General features: G+C 55.6%; 27 protein-coding genes. 16 read left to right on the top strand and 11 right to left on the bottom strand.

Translation table 11 applies throughout. The annotated features are described in order from the left end of the window. Position 1: 1 nt before the first annotated feature. A complete protein-coding gene (locus IG616_RS21545; protein WP_192150810.1) occupies positions 2-505 on the bottom strand; it encodes a Crp/Fnr family transcriptional regulator in 504 nt (167 codons plus the stop codon). Between the two features lie 25 nt (positions 506-530). Next, positions 531-1,214, bottom strand: coding sequence for a response regulator transcription factor (locus IG616_RS21540; RefSeq protein ID WP_192150808.1), 684 nt, complete (start codon positions 1,212-1,214; stop codon positions 531-533). Positions 1,215-1,428: 214 nt separating this feature from the next. Here IG616_RS21540 and IG616_RS21535 point away from each other — a divergent pair, with 214 nt between their 5' ends. The 5 genes from IG616_RS21535 to ftsY all read left to right on the top strand — a co-directional run bounded on the left by IG616_RS21535 (position 1,429) and on the right by ftsY (position 6,962). Then, positions 1,429-1,962 carry a L,D-transpeptidase family protein gene (locus IG616_RS21535; protein WP_343072412.1) on the top strand — a complete coding sequence of 178 codons (534 nt, stop codon included), beginning with the start codon at positions 1,429-1,431 and terminating at the stop codon, positions 1,960-1,962. Positions 1,963-2,070: 108 nt separating this feature from the next. Next, a complete protein-coding gene (ypfJ, locus tag IG616_RS21530; RefSeq protein WP_192150806.1) occupies positions 2,071-2,958 on the top strand; it encodes a KPN_02809 family neutral zinc metallopeptidase in 888 nt (295 codons plus the stop codon). 270 nt (positions 2,959-3,228) lie between these two features. Next, positions 3,229-4,164: a diaminopimelate epimerase gene (gene dapF / locus IG616_RS21525; RefSeq protein WP_192150804.1), complete on the top strand. Its 936-nt coding sequence runs from the start codon at positions 3,229-3,231 to the stop codon at positions 4,162-4,164. Continuing rightward, a complete protein-coding gene (mtaB, locus tag IG616_RS21520; protein WP_192150802.1) occupies positions 4,161-5,432 on the top strand; it encodes a tRNA (N(6)-L-threonylcarbamoyladenosine(37)-C(2))-methylthiotransferase MtaB in 1,272 nt (423 codons plus the stop codon). Before dapF ends, mtaB begins: the two co-directional genes overlap by 4 nt. Before the next feature lie 126 nt (positions 5,433-5,558). After that, entirely contained in the window at positions 5,559-6,962 is a 1,404-nt protein-coding gene (gene ftsY, locus IG616_RS21515) for a signal recognition particle-docking protein FtsY (RefSeq protein ID WP_192150799.1), read from the top strand. 108 nt (positions 6,963-7,070) lie between these two features. On the opposite strand, the gene IG616_RS21510 is transcribed toward ftsY, so the two are convergent. The 7 genes from IG616_RS21510 to IG616_RS21480 form a co-directional block, all read right to left on the bottom strand. Next, positions 7,071-8,075 (bottom strand): LacI family DNA-binding transcriptional regulator, encoded by a 1,005-nt coding sequence (locus tag IG616_RS21510; protein WP_192150797.1) that lies wholly within the window; start codon positions 8,073-8,075, stop codon positions 7,071-7,073. Positions 8,076-8,084: 9 nt separating this feature from the next. Further along, a complete protein-coding gene (locus IG616_RS21505; protein ID WP_192150795.1) occupies positions 8,085-9,533 on the bottom strand; it encodes a glycerophosphodiester phosphodiesterase in 1,449 nt (482 codons plus the stop codon). Positions 9,534-9,565: 32 nt separating this feature from the next. Beyond that, positions 9,566-10,624 carry an ABC transporter ATP-binding protein gene (locus tag IG616_RS21500; RefSeq protein WP_192150793.1) on the bottom strand — a complete coding sequence of 353 codons (1,059 nt, stop codon included), beginning with the start codon at positions 10,622-10,624 and terminating at the stop codon, positions 9,566-9,568. Next, entirely contained in the window at positions 10,624-11,451 is an 828-nt protein-coding gene (locus IG616_RS21495; protein ID WP_192150791.1) for a carbohydrate ABC transporter permease, read from the bottom strand. Before IG616_RS21495 ends, IG616_RS21500 begins: the two co-directional genes overlap by 1 nt. 9 nt (positions 11,452-11,460) lie before the next feature. Further along, the gene (locus IG616_RS21490; protein ID WP_192150789.1) at positions 11,461-12,765 is read right to left on the bottom strand and encodes a carbohydrate ABC transporter permease; all 1,305 of its coding nucleotides are present in this window, start codon (positions 12,763-12,765) and stop codon (positions 11,461-11,463) included. A gap of 75 nt (positions 12,766-12,840) precedes the next feature. Further along, entirely contained in the window at positions 12,841-14,211 is a 1,371-nt protein-coding gene (locus tag IG616_RS21485; protein ID WP_192150787.1) for an ABC transporter substrate-binding protein, read from the bottom strand. Positions 14,212-14,479: 268 nt separating this feature from the next. Further along, positions 14,480-15,208: a hypothetical protein gene (locus tag IG616_RS21480; protein ID WP_192150785.1), complete on the bottom strand. Its 729-nt coding sequence runs from the start codon at positions 15,206-15,208 to the stop codon at positions 14,480-14,482. A 289-nt stretch (positions 15,209-15,497) separates the two neighbouring features. Between IG616_RS21480 and IG616_RS21475 the strand changes: the two genes are divergently transcribed. The 10 genes from IG616_RS21475 to IG616_RS21430 all read left to right on the top strand — a co-directional run bounded on the left by IG616_RS21475 (position 15,498) and on the right by IG616_RS21430 (position 24,810). Beyond that, the gene (locus IG616_RS21475; RefSeq protein ID WP_192150783.1) at positions 15,498-15,944 is read left to right on the top strand and encodes a hypothetical protein; all 447 of its coding nucleotides are present in this window, start codon (positions 15,498-15,500) and stop codon (positions 15,942-15,944) included. 69 nt (positions 15,945-16,013) lie between these two features. Continuing rightward, positions 16,014-16,205, top strand: a complete 192-nt coding sequence (locus IG616_RS21470; protein ID WP_192150781.1) for a hypothetical protein — start codon at positions 16,014-16,016, stop codon at positions 16,203-16,205. Then, entirely contained in the window at positions 16,202-16,642 is a 441-nt protein-coding gene (locus IG616_RS21465; protein ID WP_192150779.1) for a hypothetical protein, read from the top strand. Before IG616_RS21470 ends, IG616_RS21465 begins: the two co-directional genes overlap by 4 nt. Further along, positions 16,639-17,937: a relaxase/mobilization nuclease domain-containing protein gene (locus tag IG616_RS21460; RefSeq protein WP_192150777.1), complete on the top strand. Its 1,299-nt coding sequence runs from the start codon at positions 16,639-16,641 to the stop codon at positions 17,935-17,937. The genes IG616_RS21465 and IG616_RS21460 overlap by 4 nt, the downstream gene beginning before the upstream one ends. 280 nt (positions 17,938-18,217) lie before the next feature. Continuing rightward, entirely contained in the window at positions 18,218-18,673 is a 456-nt protein-coding gene (locus IG616_RS21455) for a pyridoxamine 5'-phosphate oxidase family protein (RefSeq protein WP_192150775.1), read from the top strand. Positions 18,674-18,679: 6 nt separating this feature from the next. Next, positions 18,680-19,351, top strand: coding sequence for a pentapeptide repeat-containing protein (locus tag IG616_RS21450; RefSeq protein ID WP_192150773.1), 672 nt, complete (start codon positions 18,680-18,682; stop codon positions 19,349-19,351). Then, positions 19,317-20,486 (top strand): carbohydrate kinase family protein, encoded by a 1,170-nt coding sequence (locus IG616_RS21445; RefSeq protein WP_192150771.1) that lies wholly within the window; start codon positions 19,317-19,319, stop codon positions 20,484-20,486. The genes IG616_RS21450 and IG616_RS21445 overlap by 35 nt, the downstream gene beginning before the upstream one ends. Beyond that, the gene (locus tag IG616_RS21440; RefSeq protein WP_192150769.1) at positions 20,479-23,211 is read left to right on the top strand and encodes an SUMF1/EgtB/PvdO family nonheme iron enzyme; all 2,733 of its coding nucleotides are present in this window, start codon (positions 20,479-20,481) and stop codon (positions 23,209-23,211) included. The genes IG616_RS21445 and IG616_RS21440 overlap by 8 nt, the downstream gene beginning before the upstream one ends. Positions 23,212-23,230: 19 nt before the next feature. After that, the gene (locus IG616_RS21435; RefSeq protein WP_192150767.1) at positions 23,231-24,316 is read left to right on the top strand and encodes a Gfo/Idh/MocA family protein; all 1,086 of its coding nucleotides are present in this window, start codon (positions 23,231-23,233) and stop codon (positions 24,314-24,316) included. Between the two features lie 20 nt (positions 24,317-24,336). Beyond that, positions 24,337-24,810 (top strand): hypothetical protein, encoded by a 474-nt coding sequence (locus IG616_RS21430; protein WP_192150766.1) that lies wholly within the window; start codon positions 24,337-24,339, stop codon positions 24,808-24,810. 497 nt (positions 24,811-25,307) lie between these two features. Here the strand turns inward: IG616_RS21430 and IG616_RS21425 are convergent, their stop codons facing one another. After that, a complete protein-coding gene (locus IG616_RS21425; protein WP_192150764.1) occupies positions 25,308-25,625 on the bottom strand; it encodes a type II toxin-antitoxin system RelE/ParE family toxin in 318 nt (105 codons plus the stop codon). Positions 25,626-25,631: 6 nt separating this feature from the next. Then, positions 25,632-25,907: a ribbon-helix-helix domain-containing protein gene (locus IG616_RS21420; RefSeq protein ID WP_192150762.1), complete on the bottom strand. Its 276-nt coding sequence runs from the start codon at positions 25,905-25,907 to the stop codon at positions 25,632-25,634. A gap of 140 nt (positions 25,908-26,047) precedes the next feature. On the opposite strand from IG616_RS21420, the gene IG616_RS21415 reads away from it, so the two are divergent. Further along, entirely contained in the window at positions 26,048-26,683 is a 636-nt protein-coding gene (locus IG616_RS21415; RefSeq protein ID WP_192150760.1) for a hypothetical protein, read from the top strand. Positions 26,684-26,794 lie beyond the last annotated feature (111 nt).

The raw sequence follows: 26,794 nt of genomic DNA, 5'->3' as shown, positions 1-26,794 counted from the left end.
ATCAGGACTTGGCGGTTCCGCGCTGGCTGCGGGCCGCGAGGGTCTTTTCCAGCTGCTCGAATGTGTCGCCGAGCGGGGCGAGAGCAGAAGCTGTGGCGCGGAAACGGTTGGCGTGTGCCTCGAACAGGCGCCGGGCGAGTTCCGGATATTCCTGGATCATGCGCTTGAACAGGGCGCGGCGGATCCGGATCACCCGCACGGCACCAATGGCAACGGCACGGCAGGGGCGTTGGGTGTCCGCCAGGAGGGCACTTTCCCCCAGCAGGCTGCCTGTAGGGGCCAAGTCAACTTCGTCGAACCCGTTAGGTCCGCGCTTTTGCAGGCTCACTTCGCCGTCGGCGATCACAAGACCGCCATCGGCCCGCTCACCTTCATCAAACAGCACCATGCCATTGCGGTAGTCGAGGCTTTCCGCACTGAAAGCAAGCAGGCGCAACTGGTCGTCGGCGAAGTCCGACAACATCGGGATCTGCTGCAGAATGGCAATGTCCTGAATGAGGCTCATGACCTAAGCTTTACGCTGCACGGTTTCAGGGCACAAGCTTATATCCACCGGCTTCTGTGACCAGAAGTTCCGCGTTGGACGGGTCCCGTTCGATCTTCTGCCGCAGCCGGTAGATATGGGTTTCCAGCGTGTGGGTGGTTACACCGGAATTATAGCCCCAGACCTCGTGCAGAAGGATGTCCCGGGTGACCGGTTTTTCGCCCGCCCGGTACAGGAACTTCAGGATCGAGGTTTCCTTTTCCGTCAGCCGCACCTTGGAGCCTTTTTCGTCCAGCATCAGCTTGGCGGCCGGGCGGAAGGAGTAGCGGCCAATCGCGAAGGTCGCGTCTTCGCTCTGCTCGTGCTGGCGCAGGTGGGCGCGCATGCGCGCCAGAAGAACCGCGAATTTGAACGGCTTGGTGACATAGTCGTTGGCGCCGGCTTCCAGCCCGAGGATCGTGTCGCTGTCACCATCGTGGCCGGTCAGCATGATGATTGGCGCCTTGAAGCCGTTCTTGCGCAGAAGCTTCACGGCCTCGCGCCCGTCGATGTCCGGCAGACCGACATCCATCAGCAGCATGTCGATGGTTTCGTCTTTGGCCCTGGCGATCCCGCTTGCAGCGCTGTCTGCCTGGATGGTTACGAACTCGTCGTAAAGCGACAGTTGCTCGACCAATGCCTCACGCAGATCATTGTCGTCATCAACGATGAGAATGGTACGGGCTGTCATCTCTGGCTCCTCGCTCCGGCCTAGTGCCAACGGCTTCTTCTAAAGACCCGATCAGCTTCATGTGATCAACATGGGTCGTGTGACCTGTTTGTGCGAGGGAAATCATCGCCAAACAAGATGCTCCGCGTCAATTCTTCTTCACGGCAGGTTCAGCGGAGGGTTATCAAGAGATCCTGCGTCCAGAGCGCATGAAGAGGTTTCAGGGAATGACTGAGTGAGAAAAGCGGCGGAAAGACTTGTGGTCCGGGTCCGTCCTGGTCAGAAAACGAAGGGAATTCTGCAGCTCGGCCCGATCACGGTTCCGTGTGCCATCGGGAGGTCGGGTCTGACGCGGTTGAAACGGGAAGGCGATGGCGCAACGCCGGTCGGCCGTTTTGCCCTGCTTGGCGCCTATTACCGGCCTGACCGGCAGGCCCGGACCGCGGGCGGTGTCCCCTGCGTTCCGCTTCAGCCTGATGACGGCTGGTGTGATGATTCCGGCCATTCCCGGTACAACAGGCCGGTAAAATTGCCTTTCGCTGCCAGCCACGAAAAGATGTGGCGGGAGGATCACCTCTACGACATTGTGGTGGTCTTGAATTGCAACATGGCACCGGCCATCAAGGGGCGGGGCAGTGCGATTTTCTTCCACCTGGCGCGGGAGAACTACACCCCGACGGAAGGCTGCGTCGCTGTCGCTCCCCGGCACATGCGTCTCATCCTGTCCCGGTTGAAGCGCGGGGCGGTGATGGAGATTGCCGGTCTTTGATGGGAACGCAGCGGCACTTGCAGCGTTGTTCCCGGCAGACGATCCGGTTATGGGGATCTGACAGGGCTGCGATTGCCAGCGGCCGCTTTGCTAGATTGGGGGAATGCCATGCGCTGGAGAGGCCGCCGGACGAGTGACAATATCGAAGACCGCAGGTCTGCCAGGTATTCCCGGGGCAGCGGTGGAGGCGGCATGCGAGTGGGTAGCGGGCTCGGGCTCACTGGCGTGCTGGTTGTGCTCGCCATTTCCTGGTTCACCGGCATTGACCCTATGACCCTGCTTCAGGGGCTGGACGGCTCCTCCGGTGGCGGATCCTATCAGACCTCCGAGCCGGCCTCCCGTGGCACGCCCGAGGACCCGCAGGCCCAGTTTGTCTCGGTGATCCTGGCGGACACGGAAGACACCTGGAGTCATATCCTTGGCCAATACGGCGAGAACTACCCCGAACCGACCCTTGTGCTCTTCTCTGGCTCTGTTCCCTCTGCCTGCGGCCATGCCACCTCGGCCACCGGGCCGTTCTATTGCGGCGCGGATCAGAAGGTCTACATCGACCTCTCTTTCTACAAGCAGCTGGCGGGCCAGCTGAACGCGCCGGGGGATTTTGCCCAGGCCTATGTTCTGGCCCATGAAGTCGGCCATCACCTTCAGAACCTGCTGGGCGTCTTGCCGGAATACCAGAAGGCCCGGCGCTCCATGAGCGAGCAGGAAGCCAATGCGCTGTCCGTGCGCGTCGAGCTTCAGGCGGACTGCTACGCCGGGATCTGGGCGCACTACGCGGCCAAGAAACGGGACTTCATCGAGGATGGCGATATCGAGGAGGCACTGAATGCCGCCTCGAAGATCGGCGACGATACCTTGCAGAAACAGGCGCAGGGCTATGCGGTTCCCGAAACCTTCAACCACGGAACCTCCGCCCAGCGGGCCCGCTGGTTCCGTCAGGGTTTCAAGACAGGTGACCTGGAGGCTTGTAACACCTTTGATGCGGCTTCGCTTTAGAGTTTCGAGATCTTGCTGCCGCGCCTTCCCGGACGAAGCGGAGCGGAGATCCGGGAACTGTCATCTGATAGGATGACGCGCTTTTGAGGCGGGTCCCGGCTCAAGGCCGGGACAGCACGGAGCAAGATCGCGGGGTTTTGCCCTCACCATCAGGCTCATTCTTCCGAATCCTCGCCCCGGACTGGTAATCGGACCTGTTTTCCGCCATATAGGGGCAAAGCTCCAAGGCGGAGCTGTTGTTCCACTCTCATGAACATGATGGTCTCTGGTATGGCCCAGGCACGCAGGCCCTTTTTGAAGATGAACGGTCTTGGCAACGACTTCCTGGTTTGGGATGCGCGGGACACCCCGCTGCGCCTGACGCCGGATGTCATCGCCAAGCTTGGCGACCGCGAGACCGGGATCGGCTTCGATCAGATGGTCACGGTAGAGAAGTCCCCCGCCGGCGCGGACGCGTTCATGCGTATCCACAATTGCGATGGCTCGCAGGTGAATGCCTGCGGCAATGCGACCCGCTGTGTCGGCCGCCTCCTGATGGAGGAAAGCGGCAAGGATCATGTCACCATCGAGACCAATGCCGGCCTGCTGCACGCCTTTGCGACGGATGATGCCCGCGTGGTAACCGTGGACATGGGCAAGCCGGGCCTGCGCTGGGATCAGATCCCGCTGGCCGAAGAATTTGCCGACACCCGCGCGATTGAACTTCAGATCGGGCCGATCGACGACCCGATCCTGCACACGCCTGCCGCCGTTTCCATGGGCAATCCGCATGGCATCTTCTGGGTCAAGGATGTGGATGCCTATGACCTCAGCAAGGTTGGCCCGCTGCTGGAACATCATCCGGTCTTCCCGGAAGGCGCCAACATTTCTCTGGCCCATGTGTTCGCGCCGGACGAGATCCGCGTGAAGGTGTGGGAGCGGGGCGTTGGCCTGACGCTGGCCTGTGGCACTGCCGCCTGCGCCGTCGGCGTTGCCGCCGCGCGTGACCGCAAGGCGGGCCGCAAGTCCACCATTCATCTGCCCGGCGGGGCCATCGGCATAGAGTGGCGCGAAAGCGACGACCACGTCATGATGACCGGCGGCACGGAGGTTGAGTACGAAGGCGAGATCGATCTCGGAACGCTTGCCTTTGAAAAAACCGGCCCGGGCGATGCAGAACAGGACGCCATGAACCTTGCCGGGAAGCAGGCAGGTGTCTCCGCATGAGCATTGACGTCGTCACCTTCGGTTGCCGGCTGAATTCCTACGAGTCGGAAGTGATGAAGCGGGAGGCGGAGGCTGCCGGCCTCAAGGACGCAATCCTGATCAACACCTGCGCCGTGACCAATGAAGCCGTGCGCCAGGCCCGCCAGGCCGTCCGGAAGGCACGCCGCGACAATCCTAATGCGCGGATCATCGTCACCGGCTGCGCCGCCCAGACGGAAAGCAGCACCTTCTCCGAAATGGCTGAGGTCGATCTGGTTCTCGGCAACACCGAGAAGCTGGAGCGTAAGTCCTACGCCCAGGTCGCCGCTTTCGGCATCGACGACAGCGAAAAGGTCCGCGTCAACGACATCATGAGCGTTGAAGAGACCGCTGGCCATCTGATCGACGGGCTGGAAGGCCGCGCGCGCGCTTTCGTTCAGGTCCAGAACGGCTGCGACCACCGCTGCACTTTCTGCATCATTCCCTATGGCCGGGGCAATTCCCGTTCCGTGCCGATGGGTGTGGTCATCGACCAGATCCGCCGCCTGGTGGAGAATGGCTACAACGAGATCGTTCTGACCGGTGTCGATATCACGTCCTATGGCTCTGACCTGCCGGGACTGCCGAAGCTTGGCACGCTGACGGCCAAGATCCTGAAGATGGTTCCGGACCTGAAGCGTCTGCGGCTATCCTCCATCGACAGCATCGAGGCGGATGACGACCTGATGCGGGTGATTGCGGAAGACGAGCGTCTGATGCCGCATTTCCACCTGTCTTTGCAGGCGGGCGATGACATGATCCTCAAGCGGATGAAGCGCCGCCATCTGCGCGCTGACACCATCCGTTTCTGTGAAGACGTGCGCCGCATGCGCCCGGATGTGGTGTTCGGCGCCGATATCATCGCCGGTTTCCCGACGGAAACCGAAGAGATGTTCGCCAACAGCCTGCGCATCGTCGATGAATGCGGGCTGACCCATCTTCACGTTTTCCCGTTCTCTCCGCGTCCCGGCACGCCGGCGGCCCGTATGCCGCAGCTGCCGCGCAACCTGATCAAGGAGCGGGGCGCGCGCCTGCGGGCCAAGGGCGAAGAAGTGCTGGCAAGCTATCTCGTCAGCGAAGTCGGCAAGCTGCGTCCGGTCCTGATCGAGAAGGAAGGTCTGGGCCGCACGGAACAGTTCACGCAGACGGAGATTTCCGGCGGAACCGCTGGTGAAATTCTCAACGTCCGCATCACGGGCCACACGGGCCGTCACCTTCTTGGCGAGGCGGTGGCAGCCGCTGCGGCTTGATCCGGGTTTCTTGAGGCGCATGGGGCGCCGGAAAGCCGGAAGTTCGATAATTCAGGCACCGTACGGGCAAGGCCCAGACGGGGCAATGGCAGAGCCGGATCCTGGATCCGGCATCGGGGCAGGTTTATGAGCGAAAAGAAGCGCGGGTTTTTTGGCCGGTTGTTCGGGGGCAAGGACGCTCCGGAGACACCGGAGACCGAAGCGCCGCTGACGCAGGCCGCCGAGCCTGAAGCCGGGGCTCCGGAGCCGGAAACCCCTGAGCCGGCAACCCCTGAGCAGGGCAGTTCTCCCGTTGCCGGGCCAGCGGAGCCGCAGGGATCTTCAGCTGCTGAGGATGTGCCAGCGGCGGATGAGGATCAGCCGGAAAAGCTCGTTGCAGCTCCCGCCCAGTCTGAGACGGGTACAAGCGCCGAAGAAGCCGCCGTGTCCGCGGGACTTCCAGACACCTCTGTTACGCCCTCTCAAAGCTTTGAGAGCGAAGAGGAAACGGCGCAGGAACCCGAAGCGGAACCGGAAATGGCCGGGCTTGCCGGAGAGCCCGCGTTCAAGCCTGCCATTGAAGAGGTGCCCGCCGCCTCTGCGCCGGTGGTTGAAGAGCCCGCACCTGTCCGCAAGCAGTCCTGGTTCCAGCGCCTGAAGCAGGGCCTTTCCCGGTCTTCCTCTGCCCTCACCGAGGGCATCACATCCATCTTCACCAAGCGCAAGCTTGACGCTGCGATGCTGGAGGAGCTGGAGGACGTTCTGATCCAGGCGGATCTTGGCGTTACCACCTCCATGTCGATCACCGAGCGGCTGGCAGATGGCCGGTTCGACAAGGAAATCTCGCCGGAGGAAGTCCGTTCGGTTCTGGCCGAGGAAGTCGAGAAGGTTCTTGCGCCCGTGGCCCAGCCGCTGGATCTCGACAGCGGCCGCAAGCCGCACGTGGTGCTGATGGTCGGCGTCAACGGTACCGGCAAGACCACCACCATCGGCAAACTGTCCCAGAAACTCGCCCGCGAAGGCAAGAGCGTGATGCTGGCGGCTGGCGATACCTTCCGCGCCGCTGCCGTCGAACAGCTCAAGATCTGGGGCCAGCGCACGGGAGCCGAGGTGATTTCCGGGGAAACCGGCGCGGATGCGGCGGGTCTTGCCTTTGATGCCATGAAACGGGCGAAGGAAAAGGCCGTTGATGTTCTTCTGATCGACACGGCGGGCCGTCTCCAGAACAAGACCGAGCTGATGGATGAGCTGGAAAAGGTCATCCGTGTCATCAAGAAACACGACCCGGAAGCCCCGCATACGGTGCTTTTGACCCTGGACGCAACCACCGGCCAGAATGCGCTCAGCCAGGTCGAGATCTTTGGGCGCGTGGCTGGCGTCACCGGTCTGGTGATGACCAAGCTGGACGGCACGGCCCGTGGCGGCATCCTCGTCGCCATCGCCGCCAAGCATAAGCTGCCGGTCCATTTCATCGGTGTTGGCGAAGGCGTCGAAGACCTAGAGCCTTTCTCCGCCTCCGATTTCGCCAAGGCAATTGCCGGTCTGGCCTGACCGGCCCGGCCTTAACCCGCCGCTTCGTGCCGATCTCTGCCAGGGAACGTCCAGGAAGATCCTCATCAGGTAAGGATGGGCTGCCGTCTCATGACAATCCTGAGCTCGTCACGTCTCGCGCAGGACCAGTTCCAGCGGGCAGATCAGTTCCTGATGGTCCAGTTCCGGGCTGTCGATCCTCCGGCAGAGGAGGTCGATTGCGAGGCGGGCGAGGGTTTCCCGGCTCTGGCGGATTGTGGTGAGCTGATAGCCGTCCCAGCCTGCTTGTGGAATGTCATCGAACCCGATCAGGCGCATGTCCTGAGGAAGTCTGACGCCATGCTTGCGGCGCAAGCCATCCAGCAGGCCTAGGGCAAGATAGTCGGCCACGCAGAAGAGCCCGTCGATCTGATCCCGCCGGTCCGCCACCAGACCGGCAGCTTCCAGGCCTGATTGATAGTCCTGGCCACCGTGCCGGATCTCCAACAGATCGAGACCGTTTTCTCCGCAGGCTGCGCGGAACGAGGCCGCCCGTCCGGCGATGGTGTAGGACGGGCTTTCCGGGAGAACCAGCCCCAGCCGTTTGCAGCCTGAGGATCTCAGGTGCTCGAAAGCCATTCGTCCACCGGCTTCAAAGTCACAGATCACCCGGTCCAGCGGCGCGCCCGTATCCTGCTTGTTGATGGTCACCAGCGGGACGCCATAGCGCTGGCACTCCTCGCAGATTTCCTGAGGCGGGGTGTCTGACGTCACGATCACACCAGCCACACGGTATTCCAGCAGCGATCCGATCATGTCGGACACATCCGCGTGGCGCTCTCCCCGCAGGAAAATGGGCTTGAAGCCGCGCTCGCCCAACAGCTTGGAAAGCCAGTCGATCTGCTCAGCGCGGAAGGGATTGTGCATGTCCGCCGTGACAAGCCCCACCAGCTCCGAGCGCTTGTGCAGGGAGCGGGCAAGGGCATTGACCCGGTAGCCAAGCTGCTCCGCCGCACGCATCACCTTGGTGCGGGTTTCTTCCGAAACGCTGGCGCCGTCGGTGAAGGTCCTTGAGACGGCTGAGCGGGACACCCCGGCAAGGATGGCAACGTCGATGGAGTTCGCCTTGCGCTTTGGCGGCTTGGTGTCGCTCATGCTGCCCTGTCAGTTTGCCGCGGCGGTTTCGATCAGCTTTGACCAGCCGAACAGATCGTTGATGTTCACCAGATCCGGGCGAAGCGCGCGAATCCGCTCCTGTATCTCCCGGTCCCGGCCCATATAAGCAATCATGACCTTCTTGCCGCAAGCGCGCACCTTGTCTAGGTCGACGGGATCAAGGTTATCCTGGTTGAACTCGACGATGACAGGGGAGAGGTCTTCCAGACAGGCTTCGATGCTGTTGTAATCCTCCCGCCGTGCCATGAATCTTGCTCTGGGTTCCAGAGCCTTCATCTGCCGCAGATAGCTGGCGTTGAAGGACCAGAAGAAGCAGCTTTCGAAGAAATCATGACGATCGACTTCGGCCAGAACCGCCGCCGGGTCGGTCTCCTTCAGCTCGATATAGAGCTGGCCCGACCAGATAGAGGCGCAGGTCAGAAGTTCGGAGAGGAACGGTACCGGTTCGCCGGTGTAATGGCGGGAGAACCAGGAGCCCGCATCCAGGTCCTGAAGGCTGTCGGAAGTTTGCTCTGCGACCGGACCAGTGCCATCGGTCGTGCGGTCTAGCGTGCCGTCATGAATGACCGCAAGGCTGCCATCGGCCAGCTGGTGCACGTCCAGTTCCACCACATGGAACCCGGCTGCGAAGGCCGCATGGGCAGAGGCAAGCGTGTTTTCCGGCGCAATGGCACACGCTCCACGGTGGCAGACAACCTTGGGCGCCTCCGGGAACCGGTGCCTGTAGGATTTCAGAAGCTGCGGCGTGTCGGAGCAGATCCCGGCAACGGGCAGCTCAAGCAGGGCTGCTGCCACATCCGGACGTTCCTCGTGCCAGGTCACCACAGGCAGTCCGCGCCGCTGTGCCTCGGCAAAGAAGGCTGGCGTCAGGAGCTGGTCCGGACGGCCGCCCGCCCGCTCCCAGCACGGGTGAAGGATATCCGCGCCGGAAAGCTCCGCCATCTCGAACGGATCCTTGCCGATACCGAAGAGGATGGAGACCGGATAGGGGCAACCCTCATCGATCAGCTTGCGGCAGAAGGCTGCGTCGTTGATGCCGAAGACGGCACGCGTGAAGTCTGCCTGCTGAAGTACGCTTAGAGCCGCCTCATAGGCCGCGCTGTTCTTCACATCGAGATAAAGCGCCGCGCCTTTCGCCTGGGCCAGCTCCACCACTCGCCCGAAGAGCGGGACCGGCTCGCCGGAAAGCGTGGCAAGCGCCGTCAGAGCTTCTGCGGGCAGGGAGGAGACCGGCTCGTCAAGGCCTGCGACTGCGTTCAAATCGCTGTCATGGCAGACAACCGCAACACCGTCAGAAGACAGCTGGATGTCAACTTCCCACATGTCCGCGCCCAGCACATCTGCAAGGGCGAAGGCTGCGAGCGTGTTGTCCGGCGCATAGGCGCTGGCGCCCCGGTGGGCGATGGCGAGCGGGCGGCCTGAGGTCAGCCAGGCCATGTCCACTCTGGATGCGGTCGGGAAGGGGCTTATCATAGCCGGGCACCGCTTTCGTCAAAGGCCAGCACGCGGCTGTGGTCGACACCCCAACGCACCGTGTCACCCAGCTTGTGCAAAGGACCGGAACTCTGGATCGAGCGCAGGACGGCGCCGTTTTCAAGCGTCACGTCATAAAGGGTCTCGCGGCCCTGGATCTCGATGAAGCTGATCTTTCCTTCCACCTTGTCCGGGTTCTCCGGCTGGAAATACTCCGGACGGACGCCGAGCTTGACCCGGCTCGCAGGGCTTGCGGGACGGCGGCTTTCCGGCAGGGGCAGGAGGATGCTGGACTGGTCGAGACACAGGGACGTTCCCTCGACAGTGCCTTCAAGGAAGCTGATCGGCGGGTTACCCATGAAGCCGGCCACGAAGGCGGAGGCCGGTTCGTTGTACATCTCGCTCGGCGTCGACAGCTGAACGATCTGGCCCTTGTTCATGATCGCGATCCGGTCGCACATGGACATGGCTTCCACCTGGTCATGAGTGACCAGAATGGCGGTGATACCAGTCTCCTGCTGGATGCGTCGGATTTCCGAGCGCATCTCCAGACGCAGCTTGGCGTCGAGGTTGGCGAGCGGCTCATCGAGCAGCAGGACGTCCGGCTTGCGGATCAGGGCGCGGGCAAGTGCGACACGCTGCTGCTGGCCACCGGAGAGCTGAGCGGGCTTGCGCTCCATCAGGTCCTCGATATGGACCAGGTTGGCCATCTCGCGCACCTTGGCATCAATATCCGCCTTGCTTTCCTTCCGGATCTTCAGCGGAAAGGAGATGTTCTCAAAGACGTTCATATGCGGATAGAGCGCATAGTTCTGGAACACCACGCCAACGTTCCGGTCCTGGGAGGAGACGGTGGTAACGTCCCTGTCGCCGAACAGAAGCCGTCCGCCGTTCATCCGGTGAATGCCGCAGACTGCGAACAGCGTCGTCGACTTGCCGCATCCCGAAGGGCCGAGGAGCGCCAGCATTTCGCCGCTCTCAATCTCCAGGGTCATATCGCGGATGACGGTGGTGGTCCCGAATGTCTTTGTGAAATTGTCGATCAGGATACGCATCAGCCCTTCGTGCCTCCGCCATAGATGTTCATGAGTTTCTTGTTGAAGATCTGATAGATGATGACCACGGGCAGGGTGTAGAAAAGCCCGATGGTCTTGAACAGGGTGAAATCCATCTGGGTTTCGCTCTTGATCAATGCCTGCATGTAGACAGACAGGACCTGGGCATTGGCGCCGGGGGCGAGAACCTGCGGCAGGATGAACTCGCTCCAGGCCTGCAGGAAGGAAAAGATGCCGAGGGCCGCAAGGCCTGGCTGGATCTGCGGCAGGATCAGCCGCCACCAGACGGTGAAGCGGTTGGCGCCATCCTGAACCCCGGCCATTTCGATTTCCCACGGCACATTGTCGTAGAAGCCCTTCATGATCCAGACGCCGAGCGGCAGGTCCAGCGCCGCACGCACCAGGATCACGCCGATCAACGTGTCATAGAGCCCGATGATCTGCAGGATCAGGAAGACCGAGATGATCAGCGTCACGGTGGGAAACGCGTGCAGCATGATCAGACCGGCCAGCATGAAGCTGCGCATGGGCATTCGGAGCCGCGACAGGGCGTAGCCTGCGGTGGCAGACGTCATCAGCACGATCAGCATCGTGCCGCCCGCAAAGAGGACCGTGTTCAGGGTTGCCGCCCAGATGGACGCCTGACCCGGCTGCGGCGGCTGCCAGAGGAAGCGCCAGTTCTGCAGCGTGAAGGGCCCCGGAACAAGCGAGCCGGGGGTGGTCACCGTGAATGTGTCTATCAGCAGATAGGCATACATGATGACCAGGGGCAGCGAGAGAACGCTCAAGAGAATGTAGACCGGCCAGGTCTTGAAGTTCTTGGTCATGGGAGTGTCCTACTGCTCGATCCGCGGAGCGGCGTTCATGCTCTTGAAGTCGAAGAGCCGCAGGTAGAGAACCGATGCGAGAATGCCGATACCGACCAGCACCAGCGCGAGCGCCGCGCCGTAGCCGTATTGCAGGTTGCCGCCATAATTGTTCAGCGCGGTCTTGAAGGCATAAAGCGCCCAGACGGTCGTCGAACTGCCGGGCCCGCCGTCCGTCGCCAGATAGATGTAGTCAAAGGACGTGAGCAGCGAGAGCGTCTGGTAGATCGAGGTGAACAGGATCGGCCAGCGCAACTGCGGCAGAATGATGTAGCGCACCTGTTGCAGACGGTAAGCACCATCCACCTCGCTCGCATAGAGCATGGAGGAGGGGATCGCCTTAATCGCGCTGGAGAACAGGATCATGCCGAGCGAGGCGCCGACAAAGCCGTTGATCAGCACCACGCAAACCCAGGCATTGATCTCCGTGTCCATCATCCAGTTGCGCGGGGTGACGCCGAAGGGCTCCAGCACCTGCGACAGGAAACCGGTGTCCCATGTGAACCACTTCCACAGGATGACATAGAGTACGTGCGGCAGGATGCGCGGCAGGAACCAGATGGTCCGGAATGTGGAGGCCGCGGCGGAAGGCAGGTAGAAGGTGGCGACCGCTAGGAAGACACCGAAGGCGATGTTGAACGTCAGCGTAAAGGCAATGTAGAGCACCGTGTTGAAGGCCGCCCGGTAGGTGGAGGGCATGGCCGCCATGTTGCTGAAATTCCCGGTCGTCCAGATCCAGCCCGTATAGGCAAAGCGGGTGACCTCCGCCTGTTCCCCGTCCTGAAGCGTGATGCCCAGGTTGCCCAGCCCGCTCAGGAAGGCGGTTTCGCTGTCGTAGCGCACATTTAGAATGGACTTCTGGAACAGATCGGCCGCCTTGTTCAGGTCGCGGCTGGAGCGGGGGCGGGACTTCAGATCCTTGATGGCGCGGACGAGTTCACGGCGGTCCTTGAAGGTCTGGCCGTCATAGGCGCCCTTCATCTCTTCCGCGAGTTTCTTGCCGAAGTCCTTTTCCACCAGAGCCAGACCGTCCGCGTCAACCTTGTAGAGATTCTCTTCCAGATCTCCGATCAGGCCCTCGCGCAGGCCTGCATCCTTCATCAGACGGATGGAGCGCGGGTTGATCTCATAGGCGCCGCCGGTGATGCCGGTGGATGTGCTCATGTTGGTGAAGGAGAACACGCCGGTCAGAAGAACCGGGATGATGAAGAGCGCGAGCGTGAGAAGGATGGCCGGCGTCATAAAGCCGAGCCCAAGCAGATGGGAGCGCCGCATGAAATTGTTCCCTGGCTGAGGGTGAATGCCGGGTGGGAGAAAAGGGAGTAACCCACCCGGCATCAGGGAAGGCGGTTAGCGGACGATCAGATCGTCGCCAAGAGCGGCCTTCATTTCGACTTCGACTTCGGCAACGGCATCCTCAGGGGACTTCGTGCCGGTCCATGCGGTTTCCAGGCCCTTGTACATCAGCTCGGAGAACTGGCCGTACTTCAGGTGGTTCGGCTGGGCGTTGGCAAAGGGAAGCAGGCGCTCGGTCGCTTCAGCTGCCCAGCGGTCGTTCGCGTAGAACCCGATGTTGGACTGCTGATGGGAAATGCCGAGGTGAGACGACTTGATCGCGTGGTAAGAGTTCAGGCGCGGTTCGGAAGCGATCTTCACCAGCTGAGCGGCGATTTCCATCGCTTCTTCGTCGGTCTGCTTGGTGATCATATAGGCCAGCGGCTGGGTGATCGTGTTGGCACGGCCTTCCGCATTGCCCGCCGGGATCAGGGAGAACTGGATCTTGCCGAAGAAATCGGACAGGCCTTCCTTGCCGGTATAGCGGGCATAGTGCCAGGTGCCGCCGTGCCAGGTGGCTGCCTTGCCGGTTGCCACTTCGCTGTACCACTGGTTCCAGTCGGTCCCTAGGTGGTTCTTGCGGGTCAGACCAGCGTTCACGCAGTCAACGAAGAACTGGTAGAACTCGGTCATGGCTTTCTTGTCGAGAACCAGCTTGCCGGTTTCCTTGTCCATCAGTTCACCGCCGAAGGACTGGTAAAACTGAGCGTAGTCCGGGCCGTTGCTCGGGCGCGGGTAGAAGCCGTAGCCTTTTTCGACGATCTCCATGTCGACGGCCTTCTTGGCGTCTTCGAAGACGTTCTTCAGCGTGTATTCGCCGGACTGGATCTTTGCCGGAAGCTCATCCAGCTGCTCATCGGTGTAGCCGATCTTCTTGTAGGTATCGCGCCAGAAGAAGAACGGGCGGGACTCGGCGTCCTGCGGCAGACCGACGACCTGGCCATTGTAGGAGGTGATGTCGATCAGGTTTTCGTAAATGTCGTTGAGCGGCCAGGCGTCCAGATCGACGTAATCTTCAATCGGCACGATCAGGCCCGCTTGGCTCCACGGCGCCAGGTCGAGGTGGGAGCTGACGACGATGTTCGGCGCGGTGCCTGCTTCCGCGGCCAGGGTCACGGCCTGCTTGAATTCGGCCCAGCCTGCGAAGTCGTATTTGCCTTCGACCTTGATGTGCAGCTCTTCGCCGCGCAGCGCATATTCGCGCTCCAGCAGATCAGCCGCGATCGCGATGTTCTCGATACGGTAGGATTCGGTTTCGTTGGTGCCGCCGGACCACACGGAAATGGTCAGGTCCTTGGCAAGCGCCGCGCCGGAAACAGCAGTGGCAGTGAGGGCAAGAACGGCAGCAGCCGTCGATTGCCGGAGCTTCGCAGACAGAATGGTCATCAAGGTATCCCCGCTCATTGAAACGCTGTCGCCGGAGGCCCGGAAACAGGCGGTAACTAGGCTTTGCACATATGTGCAAGAGCTCTTTTACCGTGCTTTCACAACGATGGGATGACAGCTGCGGACGCAGGGGGATCTGCGGAAAATGTGGCTGCAAGGCAGGATATTGCCTTGCAGCAATGACAGTCTTCTGCGGGGAAGTACCCGTAATTTTGCAATGCACGACGATTTTATGCGGGGGCAGAAATTAGGCTAAGATATGAGTTGTCTAGCCTGTGATTTCCAGGTCGACAGCAGTCAGACCTTTCCAGCTTGCGTGCCATTTTCCGGCTGCTGGTGCCCGTTGGAGGCCAGTCATGGAGCCGGTCGTGACCCACTGTCCGGCTTTCAGGCCACCAAACTGGTCGCCGCCGGTGCTGGCATAGGCGCGAAGGGATTCGACAGGGTCGATCTCGTTGGGGACGTAGGTTTCCGCCACGCCGTTGCAGGTCAGGATGATGTCTGCGAGCGGGGAGCTGATGTCGCCTTCAATCGGGACCGGCGTGCCGATGACGAGCCCGGCATTGGCGAAATAGTCAGCGGCCTTTTCGGTGGGGCTCACGTCCGGCGAGGTCAGCCGCCAGTCGACCAGTTCAAAGGCCATGGCCATGGCATCCACATGGGCCAGGATCTCTTCTCGGCTGTAGGGCGCGTCCGGGCGGGACGGCAGATCCTTCGAAACGCGCAGGGCGATTTCGGTTTCCAGAGCGGCGGCTTTTAACTGAACGGGAGCGGTGTGAACGGTGCCTGCGAAAATCGGTGCTGCCACGGGACCGGTCGGGCCGGCAGCAGCGGTTTTCCAGGCGGCAACCGTGAGCCCGAGACGGTCTGCGACCTCTTTCTGGATCCGGTAGGCTTCCGCATTGGTTTGCGGGCGGCAGCTCTCTGGCAGCCTGTCCAGGACATTGCCAGAGGTGCGTGCTTCAACGAGCAGGGAAATAGCGTCAGACAAGGGCATCAGGGGGCTCCGGAAACGGGGAAGGGACAATTCTGGCAAATGCATAGGCAGCTTCATGAGTTCCGGCAAGCTTGAACAAACTCGCGGCGGTTCTGTCGAAGCTCTACTTGACAGGCTCGGAGTTGCCGCTCCTAACTTTGCGGGATGCAACCTGAGGGCCGGGTGAGCTTGGTTGTATGCTCTTGGAAAGGGCGATTGATAGATTAGGATCGGCAGCTTATGTTTTATTTTAGACTTGGAATATTTCGCCTTTGGTCCGATAAGTAGAATCACTTCATGGGAGCTGGTGATGAAAATAATGAAGGCGGCTACCTGCTTATTTTATTTAGTATCTGTTGGTGTGGGTTCTGTTGAGACCGCGCAGTCTCAGCAGAGCTTTAGTTGTCCTTGGGGGCGCGAAGGTGCATGTTTGGATTATGGAGACAAGGTCTGTTCGAGCTTCGCGAAGTGCGTTGCGAATGATTCTGTCTGTTTCAACTCCTACACTTGTGACTACAACGGCTTTGTTTGTAAGTCTGACTTCAACAATCTAAATGAAGATTACGATGGTTTGGTGGGGGAGTATAATAGGCTCGTTTCTATAGCGAATGATCTCAAGAGGGATGCTGAGTATTCGGAAGAGCAAGTGAGAGTTCTTAAAAGAGAAGTGTCCGAACTGAGGGGAAAGTATGGTGATGTCATCAGCTGTCTGGAGGCGCTGTCGTCACTAGATGACGCGCAAAGCTGCGCCAATTGACGCCAATAATCAGGGCTTAATGCCGACATTATAGTCGCATGAATGAAATATAATGATAGTGGATTTTCTATGAAAATGGATCTTATCAAGCTTCATAAAAATGGTGCTGCCAAAGATCAAAAGTTTGAACAATTTTCCAGCGATCAGATAGAGGAATTGTTCGAGACATTTGCCGATTGGAACCACCAGCTTCGCCAAAGTGATTTCGAATACTGGATTGAGGAACAAGAGAAGCCTGCGCCGATGGAGCCGGGCCTATGAAAAATCGTCCTCAAGTAGATAACGTGCAGCCGGCATTTGCGTCTGCCGTCGGCATACGTCGCTCTAAGGCGAAACGCCCGTCACCTGTGTCCATCCGTTTTTCGAATTCAGAACGTGCTGAATTGGAGGAACGTGCAAATGGGCAAGCGCTTGGCCCCTACATCAAAGACTATGTGCTGCGAGGGCATGAAGCTGAAACGTCGGGAGCGAATGGGAAGCGCAGAAGTGACGTTGAGATCGTTGCTCGCACACTCAGGGAACTCGGGCGTTCGGAACTTCATTCCTCATTGCGGAGAATCTACGAGCTGGCCGCCAAGGGCAATTTGGCTGTCGATGATGAAGTTGTCGAAACAATCGAAGAAGCCTGTGCTGCGGCTATCGCCATGCGCCGTGACCTTGTTGCCTTTCTCGGTCCGCGTGAAGGCAAAGGCGAATGATCCTTCACGGCAATCAACGGGGCGGCGGGCGTGATCTCGCTGCCCATCTTATGAAGCCGGAAAACGAGCGGGTTGAGCTTGTGGAGATGCGCGGCTTCATCGCCGACAATCTTAAAGATGCGTTTGTCGAATCGTATGCCGTCAGCAAAGCGACACGCTGTCGGCAGCATTTATTCTCTTTGAGCATCAATCCACCGGCAGGTGCCGATATCAAGGATGAGGACTATGTTGACGCTGCCGATCGCGTTGAGAAAGAGCTTGGTCTGACAAGGCAGCCCCGCGCTATTGTCCGTCACTGGAAACGCGGCGATGACGGTGTTGTCCGGTCTCATGCCCATGCCGTGTGGTGCAGGATCGACGTAGATCAAATGAAAGCCGTTCATCTCCCTTTCACAAAAAGAAAGCTTCGTGAGGTCTCGCGCGAATTGCACTTGCATCATGATCTTAATATGCCGCCGGGTCTGATCAACTCGAAGGACAGAGATCCGCGCAATTTCACGCTGGAACAGTGGCAGCAATGCAAGCGCGCCAAAAAGGATATTCATCGGCTGCAAGAGGATTTCAGAGACGCTTGGTCGATCTCGGATTCCGCAGCAGCATTTACCCATGCTCTCGAAGAGCGAGGTTATATTCTTGCCAAGGGCAAGCGCGGCCATGTTGCTGTTGACTTTAGAGGCGAAGTCTATGCGGTACGCACTTATACGGGAAAGACTTCGAAAGAAATCCAGGAAAAGCTAGGGACGCCAGATCGGCAGCCTTCAGTGGTCGAGGCCCAAACACGCGCTGCTCGGCAACTCGTTGAACGCCTTACTGCGTTGCGTGTGGAGCAGCTCAAGGAGATTGCTTCAAACCGCGCCGGTGCTTTGGAGCTCAAAGAGAAGCTGCAATTGAAGCACGAGCGACAAATGGTACGCGTTCGGGAGCGCCACAGAAGGCAGCAAGCTCATGAAGTACTTATCCGCGAGGCCCGTTTGAGAAAAGGTCTTCCCGGTCTTTGGGACTGGCTTACAGGCAAGCGAAAGCGAACGCTTGAGCTCAACAAGGCTGAAGCTGCGAAGATGGCGAACCACCGCCGCGAAGAATTACGCGCCCAAAGAAACCGACGTCTTACCGTAATGAAAGCGCAGGATGAAAAATCCCGTTTGGAACGCATGAAACATTTCGAGGGGATTAGGGAACTGCGTGACGATGCAAAGCGCCTAATGCAGGTTGCCCCTAAAGAGTCCACTCATTCAAGGACAAGTCGACCTCGCCGTCGTTCTCGAATCCAGTTTGATTCTAGTTTAGAACGGTAAATATAGAATATATCGCAAGATACGAAATGTGTAATTTGCCAAACTTCCGATTTTATAAATATAGATTATTTTATGGAAGTAATTAAATTTGAAATATTTTCTTATTAGGGGTATCTACATAAAAATTTATTCATATATGAATGAGTATTTGTATCGGCTCTGGGCTAGGGCACTGCGAAGAGAGACGCTTAGAAAAATTTCCGATAACCAAATTTAACACTGTTGACATATTTGCAACTATGGCCTGCAATAACAGCATCGAAATGGGGGAATTTACGGCATGAAAAGAGAGGTGGCGGACTTTCTCCAAAGTCATTGTGTGGGAGTCTTGGCTACACTCGCTGCCGATGGCTCCCCTCAAGCGGCTACAATTTTCTACATTTTCGACAATGAAGGTGGACTGATTTTCAAGTCGAGAGCGACAAGTGAACACATCATTGGTCTCGAAAAAAACAGCCTAGCAGCGGTTGCGGTTTATGATCATGAAAGCAACTACAAAGAAAAAACTGGCGTACAGTTGAAGGGTGTAGTGAGTAGAATCACAGACTTCAGCCGAATGAGTGATTATATCGTTCAATATGGGAAGTCATTCGAGGGGTCACTAGAAAAGTTTTCACCAGTCGCTGAATTGATTTCCAGCGCTGCGTCGAGCACTTTGTACCGCTTTCAGGTTAGTAGTTTCAAATATACAGACTCCGCAGCAGGTATCGCTGATATTGAGTATCGAACCTGGTGATTTGGAATGACTCGCAAGGTTTTTATCCTTAGCTGCTTGTTTTTTGTCGGCGTCGTATCGTTTGCGTTTTCAATCTATACGGATCCAAACATAAGCTTGCAGCAAGCTTTATTGTCGCTCGGTACAGAGGGTTTGAAGACCGCAGTATTATTTGTGCTTGTAGACTACTTAATAGGGGATCATGAAAAGCGCAAAGAGAGCATCAGGCAAGCGCAGGTTGATCTTAATCTTGCTGCAGGACATTTAAAGTCAGGCGTGAACGAGCATCTAGATCGGCTAGAAGTTGACGGTAAAATTTCGATTGAACTAACCTCTGATCACAAGCTCTCGGGGCAGGATTTTACGAGTCGAATATTCGAAGAGTCCAAATGGGATTCTGCGGACCTCTCTAGGGCGCAGTTCACAAATTGTGAGTTAAATCGTGTAGAAATAGTTGGCGTTTCTCTCAAAGGTGCAATATTCGAGGATGTTAAATTTGATGGTGTGATAATGAGGGCAGTTGATCTTTCCCGCTGCCTTTTTGTTAGATGCGATTTTCAGAGTTCAAATATAGCACAAGCACATTGTAGTGAGACTCGTTTCTCTGATTGCCATTTCTTTGCAATGAACAAGAATAAGTTTCCGAAATCGGGCGCAGACTATCTTGGCTGCGTGGGTGTACCAGCTGATGTCAGGTAGGGTGGTTTCAAATTCGCCAAATGGCATTTGTTTTATCGGCGCAATGAACCGTGACTATGTTTGCTTGTCCAGACTAGATTCAAATATTCGTGATATGGTTCTTGCTTCGCGACCAGGCAAGAGTGTCGACTTTTCGGAGACCGCGATCTCGGAAGACGAAAATAGTGAAATACTGCACCATCTACCGCAAGACTCTTGCCGATCAGAGTTGGGTGGTTCTGGCTTTAACGCGATTAGGTCGGCCGCCCTGCTGGGAGCATTGCTTCGACTTGGTTTCGTTGGCGTCGTAGGTCATGTTGATGGGACTTATCCCCACTGGAATTTTCTAAATGAAAAGAATATTGAGGTCGATTTTCTAAAAAAAGAAAATAGACCATGCGCAAATTCAATGTCTTTTTCATATGATGGGGATAGGACTTTATTGACGACTACAGGCGCTAATAGCTTAGCTGCGGAATATTTTGATATTAAGCGATATGAGATCAGTGAGTATTTGTCTACTTTCTCAAAAGTTCATGTTACTTCGTTTCTTGATGTAAAAACAACAGAAAAGCTCGCGGAATTAATCGAATTAACTCTGCAGAAAGATGTTCCACTGCGCATATCGGTTGATCCTGGGGCGGTGTGGGTCAACAATCTCTCTGATGCTGCAAAAAGAGTGATTGCCACGGCTTCATTGCTTCATTTGAACGAGCGCGAGTTCGCTGTTCTAGGTGGCCGGCTCAGGGACGAACGCGAGAAAAGTGTCGCTGAACGAATAGCCCGCATGATGCGAGATGGCGAAAAGACAATTGTGCTGCGGAAGCACAAGTCAGTCACGGTCTTCAACATGTCCTCTGGAAGGATGAATTCCTTTGTGGTGGAAAATCATCACCTACTAAGTGATAGCGCCGTCGTTGATCCAACTGGTGCGGGAGATACGCTTACTGGTTTGTTGTTAGCGATTTCGGAGTCGGAAATCATGACAACCTCATTGGCCGCCTCGTTAGCGATGAGTGCAACAGTTGAGAAACTGAAGCATCCGGGAGCGATACAAGAAGAAGATCTCAGCAGAGCGTTCTCAAAGAAGTTAGGCCCATTAAATCTGTCTCTGGGTCAAAAAACTTCGGGTCACGAGGGGCTGAGTGATGAATAATGTGACCTTACGGAAGGTTCGTGTTTTCTATTGCAAGAGAGGCCGTGACCTTGCTCCGCAAGTGACCGACATCCTGAATGACTTGGACATTCCACTTGATATCGACGCGGATCCCGGGCCCAAGCCATCGAATCCCCACACAGACATAGCAATTGGAATTTGGGCAGACGGTACTAGAACTGACGCTGACTTCTTTCGTGAACTTGGTGCGTGGGATTCTCGTGCAAATACTGATATCTTCATCTGTCGCCTACGTGGTCCCAAAGTTGATTGCATCTCTCCTGAAGTTATTAGGGGGATACATAATTTTGATGGCGAAGTTACCCTAAAGGAATGGTTGCTCCGCGATGTTCTCCAGATTGACGAGGCAGAGTACCAAGGCCCAACAATCGACAGTCTTGAAGCAGCTATACGGCACTACAACAAAGAATTTCGCCAAAGATTGCAGGCTACGGAAGTTCTAAATGGTATGCATGGTGTGGAAAAGAAGCCACTGGTTGATGCGTATGTGCCTTTGTCTTTAAAAGGCAAGGCAATACCGTCGGTTGTTGCAGACTTTGATATCGTAGACCGACTTTTTCAAGACGACGGTCGTCGTATTTTTGTGACAGGGGTGCCAGGCAGCGGAAAATCAACGCTTGCGCGTTTAATCGCATTCTATATGACCGGCGCTAATACCGATAATTCGCTGCGAGTTCCAATTATCTTGCGTGCGAAGTCAATATCGGAATCTGGCTGTAAGGATTTATCAGAAAGGATCAAAGCCGCGATTAAGGGCATGGTTAGAACAGCAGGAAAATTAACTTCTGACTATATTATGGGAGAAGATTGCTTTCCTGCGACATTGACAACCATATTAGTGGACGGTCTTGATGAGTTGGATGAAGATGAAAGAAATGACGTGCGGCGCCTCATTAAGGCATTCGAGATTCTTCACCCTCGCTGTAGCATCGTCATAACGGCGCGGCCCAGCGCTTTCGATAAGGGCCGTTGGACAGATTATACTCTGTATCGAATAAGTCCGCTGTCGACCGAGCAGGCGCTTAAATACGTCGGAGAACATGGAAACCCGACTACGGCAGCTGCGCTTCGAGAGTTAATCAAGACGTCAGAGCCCATACGCGAGCTCGCCGAAGTACCTTTCATGTTGGCCCTCATGGCAAACTATGCAGGCGAAGCCGTCGAGTTGCCGAGGCAACGTGCTCAATTAATTAGCCAATGCATTTTAGCTGTATTGGAAAGGCGGCGAATACGTACTCAGGATAGGCTTGAAGAGGATCAGCTTGTTGAGTGTTTGACCGTGATTGCACACCGTCTGTTCAGAATTGATCCAACGAAAATTCATGCTGAACAAGAATTTTTGTTTGCCATTCAAGGCTTTCTGTCTAGTCACCTTAACGGTTCGGCTGCCCCCAATCATCCTTCCGAAGCTGCCGCTGCTATTCTTGAAGAGGTTATTGAGAACACTGGACTTCTTCAGAGAACCGGAAAATCGATTGAATTCGTACATCGTACAGTTTGGGAATTCTTTGTAGCCAGGTTTCTTGCAAACGATCCCGGCCCCACCATTTCTGAAATAGCGTTACAAAAGGCATGGGAAGAACCAATTCGACTAGCCACAGGAATGATAAGCGAAGAAAACTTAGTTAAATTTACAACAGATGTGTGGCAAGTAAATACCGGTTTAGCACTTCGAGCGCTGTCTGAGAGTCCCTTCGAGACAGAAGCACTGATTGCAAGAAACCTTCAACAAAAGACACCTGATGAGCTTTCAGATCTCGTTCGTGATCTGAGATCGCTCATTGTCGAACGGGAAGGCAAGGCGGGATCGGAGCGGGTCGCTCTTGACACCATCAGAGAACTTCTACCCAGAACACAATCTGCAGAGGTGATTTGGGAAATCCTTTCAACGCTCATACTTATTCAAGACCGTACTGAGGAGTCTAGGGCCCTGATTGTTGAAGCGCTTGCGCTTGATAGTGTTGAACAGCGTCGCAAGCGCATCCAGGAACAGCTCCAATTCATCGATATTTCATCAGGTACGTTTATGATGGGAACTGATCGAGAAGATCGGACAGTGGACGAACGTCCCGCCCACAAAGTCTCTTTAGATACCTATAGTATTAGTAAGATCACATTGCGCAATCGAGACGTATCAGATCTTCCGTTTCTAGTGGGGCGCCCCGACTCTTCCAGATCTCCGTCGCCCGAACATCCAGTGATATGGGTAACATGGTATGAAGCTCAAATGGCAGCTATCTGGTACGGCTGTCGATTGCCGACTGAGGCCGAATGGGAATATGCCTGCCGATCAGGCGGTCAGGACGATTCAGTTCTCTTCTCGAAGTCCTCTATTCCTGATTACGCTTGGTTCGCAGAAAATGCTGAGAATACGACCCATGTTGGTTGTTCTTTAAGGGAAAATTCTTGGGGGATCTGTGACATGCTAGGTAACGTTCGCGAGTGGTGTTCTGATTGGTATCAGGAAGACCTGTACGCCGATCGCACAGATATAGAATCGGAGAATCCCGTCGGCCCTACACAAGGCGCTAGCAAAGTATTGCGCGGAGGCTGTTTTGACTGGAATACGGCGAACCTTGTTCCAACCTATAGAAATAGTAATTTGCCAGCCAATCGTGGATTTCAGAATGGAATACGCTTGGTTTTAGGTTTGCCACGAGAGATTTCCATTTTTCTCGAAAGGCCAACATCTGAGGTTGTTTAAGCACGGGAAGAACTAGGTGATGCGCGAGAGATTTAAGGTAGGAATAGTCGGAACAGGTCATGGTGTTCGAACCATAGCGCCAGCACTACTAAGCACTGACCATTTTGAGATAGTGGCTGTTTCTGGCAGTTCAACGGCGCGAGCCGAAGTGGTTGCAAATGAGCATTTGCCAGATGCTAACGCTGTGACCTTCGATCAACTACTTGATATGTCGGAACTCGATTTGATCTGCGTTGCGTCCCCAAACGAGTTTCATGCGGAACACATGATCGCTGCCGCAAATACCGAATGCCATCTCTATTTAGAAAAACCTGTGGCGAACTCGGCTGATGAAGCTGTAAAGGTCCAGCAGGCGATGTCCCGACGTTCACCAGATTTGCTCACGATAGTGGGGCACCAACTCCGTTTCAATCCATTTCTGCGTGCTATTCGAAAGCAATGGAGCGACGGCGCTTTTGGTAAGGTCTATTCTATCGTTGTTAGACAGCGAGGGGGGGCGTTCGCTTCGCCAGACAGGCCTTGGACCTGGGAGTTTGAGAAAGATCGTGGCGGTGGCGTCCGATTAGCCATGGGAACACATCTGATCGATCTTGTGAACTTTCTAAGCGGAAGAATGCCTATCACAGCAAGCGTAATCATGGATCCTGTCCACGAACTTCGTCGTCCGAATGGGTCTGAAACTGAACGGGTGGTCGATGTCTCGAATTTCTTTTCAGCTTCATTGGACTACGATTGTTTTGAGGGATACGTCACAACAAGTGCTGCATCACACGGACCAGGAATGTTCGAGATAGAAATACTTGGCTCTAAAGGATGCCTTTATTTTGATGGACTTGGAAATCCATCCTACTTCGTGGAAGGGGCGCTTCAACCAAAATGGTTCACTGAAGCGCAAATTGCGCAGTATCAAAATCGTCCGGGATCCTCGATTTTTAGGAAGTCCCTAAGTGTCTTAGCTGAAGAAATCTCCAAGTCATTGTCCGGAAAGGATAGCTCGATTGGTGACGCCGCATCTGTTGATGATGGCGTTCAACTTTTGCAGATTCTCGATAAGGCGATGAAAGATTACAACCTGAAGAAATCACAAAGATCAAAGATGTTTTAAAACTGGATTGAGGTGATTCGATGACCGAAGATTGCCTAGTCTATCAGGATTTTTTTCCTGAAAAAATTCTTGAGGAACTCATTGAACTAATTTCGAATAGTGAAATCAGAAAACTGGAGTTTTTCCTTAATGATAGCGACAGTTCGCCAACTGTGATAATGGATGCAAAAGAATACGCGGAAGACACGCTCGGACTAAAATTCAACTTTTCAATTCTGAAATGGTATCGGACGTCTGACGTATATCGTAGCGGAGCCTACGATTTCCATATCGATCCGCCAGAATTTAGGTCGATACCACTTTTTTTATGTACATTGAGTGGTCGAGCAACACTTGACTATATGGATGACATGGGCGTCATTCACGATGTTGAGTGCAAAGGAAATCAGGTAAATTTACTTCGGGCAGATTTGAGACACAGAGTCACTCCGCCAATTGAAGGTTCTAAAGAGCGCCTTTTTTTCTTCTTGGGGTGGAAATCGGAAGTAATATAGATAAAGTTTATAGAGTATTTTTTATGAATCATGACCTAGTTTTATCCAGTTATTGGCGGTATCGGTCTTGAACATAACTCCCAAGGCCCTCGACCAAGGCGCTGCCACTCTCCAAGAGTTCGGCGACAAGATAAGTCAGAATTCCCAAGACCTGGTAGTCCTTCATTACTATGAGTTTTACAAAGATGTCTGAAACCATCAGCCTGCGCCAATATTATGGGTAGAGATCGATCAATGGTCTCTCTGCGTCATCGCCGATGTCCAGCAAGGCCACGATGCGTGTTAGCTGCGCTTTGAAAGCAGCCTGTGCGCTGCTGTCGGCAACATCTCGATGCTATCAGAGAACTGCGCGGCGATGTAAAGCGTCTGATCGAGTCACCTGACATGAACCCAGAGAAGTCAAAAAAGAGAGACCGCACAGACAGCGCCGGTTCCGAAACAGAGCAGTCCGGATTTGGGGACGTGATAAGGAGCACGAACATGCTGCGGAGTGAGGGTTACTCGGTGTCTTTAGGCAACCGCGCCGCGATATTCATGCGGTGGGCATAAAGTGCCTCGAGAATGATAGTGTCCTCACCATCCAACCGGAAGAAAAGCGAAACAGGAAAATCCTGAATGCCCCACTTGCGAAATTCCTTGCTCTCAAGACGTGTGTAGACTGAGCAAGCCAAGGGTTTCGCAGCGATGAACCCGATTGCAGCTTCGATCTGGTTAACGAACTTTAGGGCGATTTTCGATCCCGCACGTGTGCGATAGCCGGATGTGATGTCAATGAGCTGGCGCTTGAATAGCGCGCTTCGTATGATTCTGGGCATAAGAACCTATTCAACTGCTGCCCTACGGGCGTCGGCTAGATCGTCATCCGATAATTCGGAATAGTCGTTCTCCCGCAAGGATTGGGAAAGCAGTGCGCGTATTTCGCCGTGTTCCTGTTCCAGCGTCTTTTCCATGTGTCTTCTGACCAGATCGCGGATGAATTCGCTTGGTGTCTCGTAAAGCGATCCTTTGCCAGTGATCTCGCCGACATAGAGTGCAAGCGGGTCCGGCAATGTTGTGTTCAGGCGTTTGACCATCTTTGTGTCATGTGTGTTCGCCATGTCGATCTCCTATCATTCTCGTTCCATTTTCTCATATTTGCGCGCCATACGTCAATTAAACGCGCTTCTAGCGCGCAAATATGTGTATTTCGATCCGCAATCAGAAATCAGCTCGGCATGTATTGACGCGGATTCCGTGAATGTGGACGATCAGTGCCGATTGCAAATCAACACTTTTCGAGGGGAACGAGATGGCCAGATTTACAGCAAAGCGTCTCAAACCGATCGCTATGGCTGCGGCATTGGTCATGACATCGCAGGCCTATGCAGCGAGCCCGAGCGAAGACGATTTTCTGTCTTGCCTGTCCTTGGTCTCAAAAGCGCAAAGTCTGATGTTCGAGGTTGAGGAATATGGCACTTATGCCGCGCGGCTTTGGGAATACGAGCCTGCAAAGATCGTCGAGACGCTTGAGAAATATCGTTTTGAGGCCAGTTTTGGGCTCCTACTCCACCGCTACGAGAACAATCAGATTGACGGCAATATAACGATTGCCGCTGCGTTCTCGGAGACCGCCGATGCCGCCCAGAATGCGAACGGCGATTTTCCTTCACAGTTTATCGCGTCTGCCAGGTCTGCCGCTGATCCGCTTGGAGATACGAAGGCGCTGGTTCACGCCCAACTCGGGCGCGAGATTTGGAAGTGCGAGGGCGCGGTTCGAAAGCTCCGCTACAAAATCGAGGAATACGCGCCTCTAAAGGCTGAGATGGAAGCGCGCATGCAAGCCGCACGGCAAGAATTTGAGCAATCATCCCCTATCAGTGTTGATTTCCATTGAGAAGTAACCCGGCATTTCCACCGAGAATTGACCCTCCTTTTAGGTATGTTACGGGTCTGTGGGTTCGGTCAAGTTCTTGGCTTTCTCCTTCTTCGTTTTGGGCTCATGTGC

Source organism: Roseibium litorale (genome assembly GCF_014842915.1).
In the GTDB taxonomy this organism is placed as follows: domain Bacteria; phylum Pseudomonadota; class Alphaproteobacteria; order Rhizobiales; family Stappiaceae; genus Roseibium; species Roseibium litorale.
Note: the sequence above shows the minus strand (reverse complement) of the source record. Positions and strands in the feature narration are given on the sequence as shown.

Excerpts from the sequence above, each read along its gene's own strand:
- IG616_RS21545 (WP_192150810.1), bottom strand. The coding sequence starts at position 505 with ATGAGCCTCATTCAGGACATTGCCATTCTGCAGCAGATCCCGATGTTG.
- IG616_RS21540 (WP_192150808.1), bottom strand. The coding sequence starts at position 1,214 with ATGACAGCCCGTACCATTCTCATCGTTGATGACGACAATGATCTGCGT.
- ypfJ (WP_192150806.1), top strand. The coding sequence starts at position 2,071 with ATGCGCTGGAGAGGCCGCCGGACGAGTGACAATATCGAAGACCGCAGG.
- dapF (WP_192150804.1), top strand. The coding sequence starts at position 3,229 with ATGGCCCAGGCACGCAGGCCCTTTTTGAAGATGAACGGTCTTGGCAAC.
- mtaB (WP_192150802.1), top strand. The coding sequence starts at position 4,161 with ATGAGCATTGACGTCGTCACCTTCGGTTGCCGGCTGAATTCCTACGAG.
- ftsY (WP_192150799.1), top strand. The coding sequence starts at position 5,559 with ATGAGCGAAAAGAAGCGCGGGTTTTTTGGCCGGTTGTTCGGGGGCAAG.
- IG616_RS21510 (WP_192150797.1), bottom strand. The coding sequence starts at position 8,075 with ATGAGCGACACCAAGCCGCCAAAGCGCAAGGCGAACTCCATCGACGTT.
- IG616_RS21505 (WP_192150795.1), bottom strand. The coding sequence starts at position 9,533 with ATGGCCTGGCTGACCTCAGGCCGCCCGCTCGCCATCGCCCACCGGGGC.
- IG616_RS21500 (WP_192150793.1), bottom strand. The coding sequence starts at position 10,624 with ATGCGTATCCTGATCGACAATTTCACAAAGACATTCGGGACCACCACC.
- IG616_RS21495 (WP_192150791.1), bottom strand. The coding sequence starts at position 11,451 with ATGACCAAGAACTTCAAGACCTGGCCGGTCTACATTCTCTTGAGCGTT.
- IG616_RS21490 (WP_192150789.1), bottom strand. The coding sequence starts at position 12,765 with ATGCGGCGCTCCCATCTGCTTGGGCTCGGCTTTATGACGCCGGCCATC.
- IG616_RS21485 (WP_192150787.1), bottom strand. The coding sequence starts at position 14,211 with ATGACCATTCTGTCTGCGAAGCTCCGGCAATCGACGGCTGCTGCCGTT.
- IG616_RS21480 (WP_192150785.1), bottom strand. The coding sequence starts at position 15,208 with ATGCCCTTGTCTGACGCTATTTCCCTGCTCGTTGAAGCACGCACCTCT.
- IG616_RS21475 (WP_192150783.1), top strand. The coding sequence starts at position 15,498 with ATGAAAATAATGAAGGCGGCTACCTGCTTATTTTATTTAGTATCTGTT.
- IG616_RS21470 (WP_192150781.1), top strand. The coding sequence starts at position 16,014 with ATGAAAATGGATCTTATCAAGCTTCATAAAAATGGTGCTGCCAAAGAT.
- IG616_RS21465 (WP_192150779.1), top strand. The coding sequence starts at position 16,202 with ATGAAAAATCGTCCTCAAGTAGATAACGTGCAGCCGGCATTTGCGTCT.
- IG616_RS21460 (WP_192150777.1), top strand. The coding sequence starts at position 16,639 with ATGATCCTTCACGGCAATCAACGGGGCGGCGGGCGTGATCTCGCTGCC.
- IG616_RS21455 (WP_192150775.1), top strand. The coding sequence starts at position 18,218 with ATGAAAAGAGAGGTGGCGGACTTTCTCCAAAGTCATTGTGTGGGAGTC.
- IG616_RS21450 (WP_192150773.1), top strand. The coding sequence starts at position 18,680 with ATGACTCGCAAGGTTTTTATCCTTAGCTGCTTGTTTTTTGTCGGCGTC.
- IG616_RS21440 (WP_192150769.1), top strand. The coding sequence starts at position 20,479 with ATGAATAATGTGACCTTACGGAAGGTTCGTGTTTTCTATTGCAAGAGA.
- IG616_RS21435 (WP_192150767.1), top strand. The coding sequence starts at position 23,231 with ATGCGCGAGAGATTTAAGGTAGGAATAGTCGGAACAGGTCATGGTGTT.
- IG616_RS21430 (WP_192150766.1), top strand. The coding sequence starts at position 24,337 with ATGACCGAAGATTGCCTAGTCTATCAGGATTTTTTTCCTGAAAAAATT.
- IG616_RS21425 (WP_192150764.1), bottom strand. The coding sequence starts at position 25,625 with ATGCCCAGAATCATACGAAGCGCGCTATTCAAGCGCCAGCTCATTGAC.
- IG616_RS21420 (WP_192150762.1), bottom strand. The coding sequence starts at position 25,907 with ATGGCGAACACACATGACACAAAGATGGTCAAACGCCTGAACACAACA.
- IG616_RS21415 (WP_192150760.1), top strand. The coding sequence starts at position 26,048 with ATGTGGACGATCAGTGCCGATTGCAAATCAACACTTTTCGAGGGGAAC.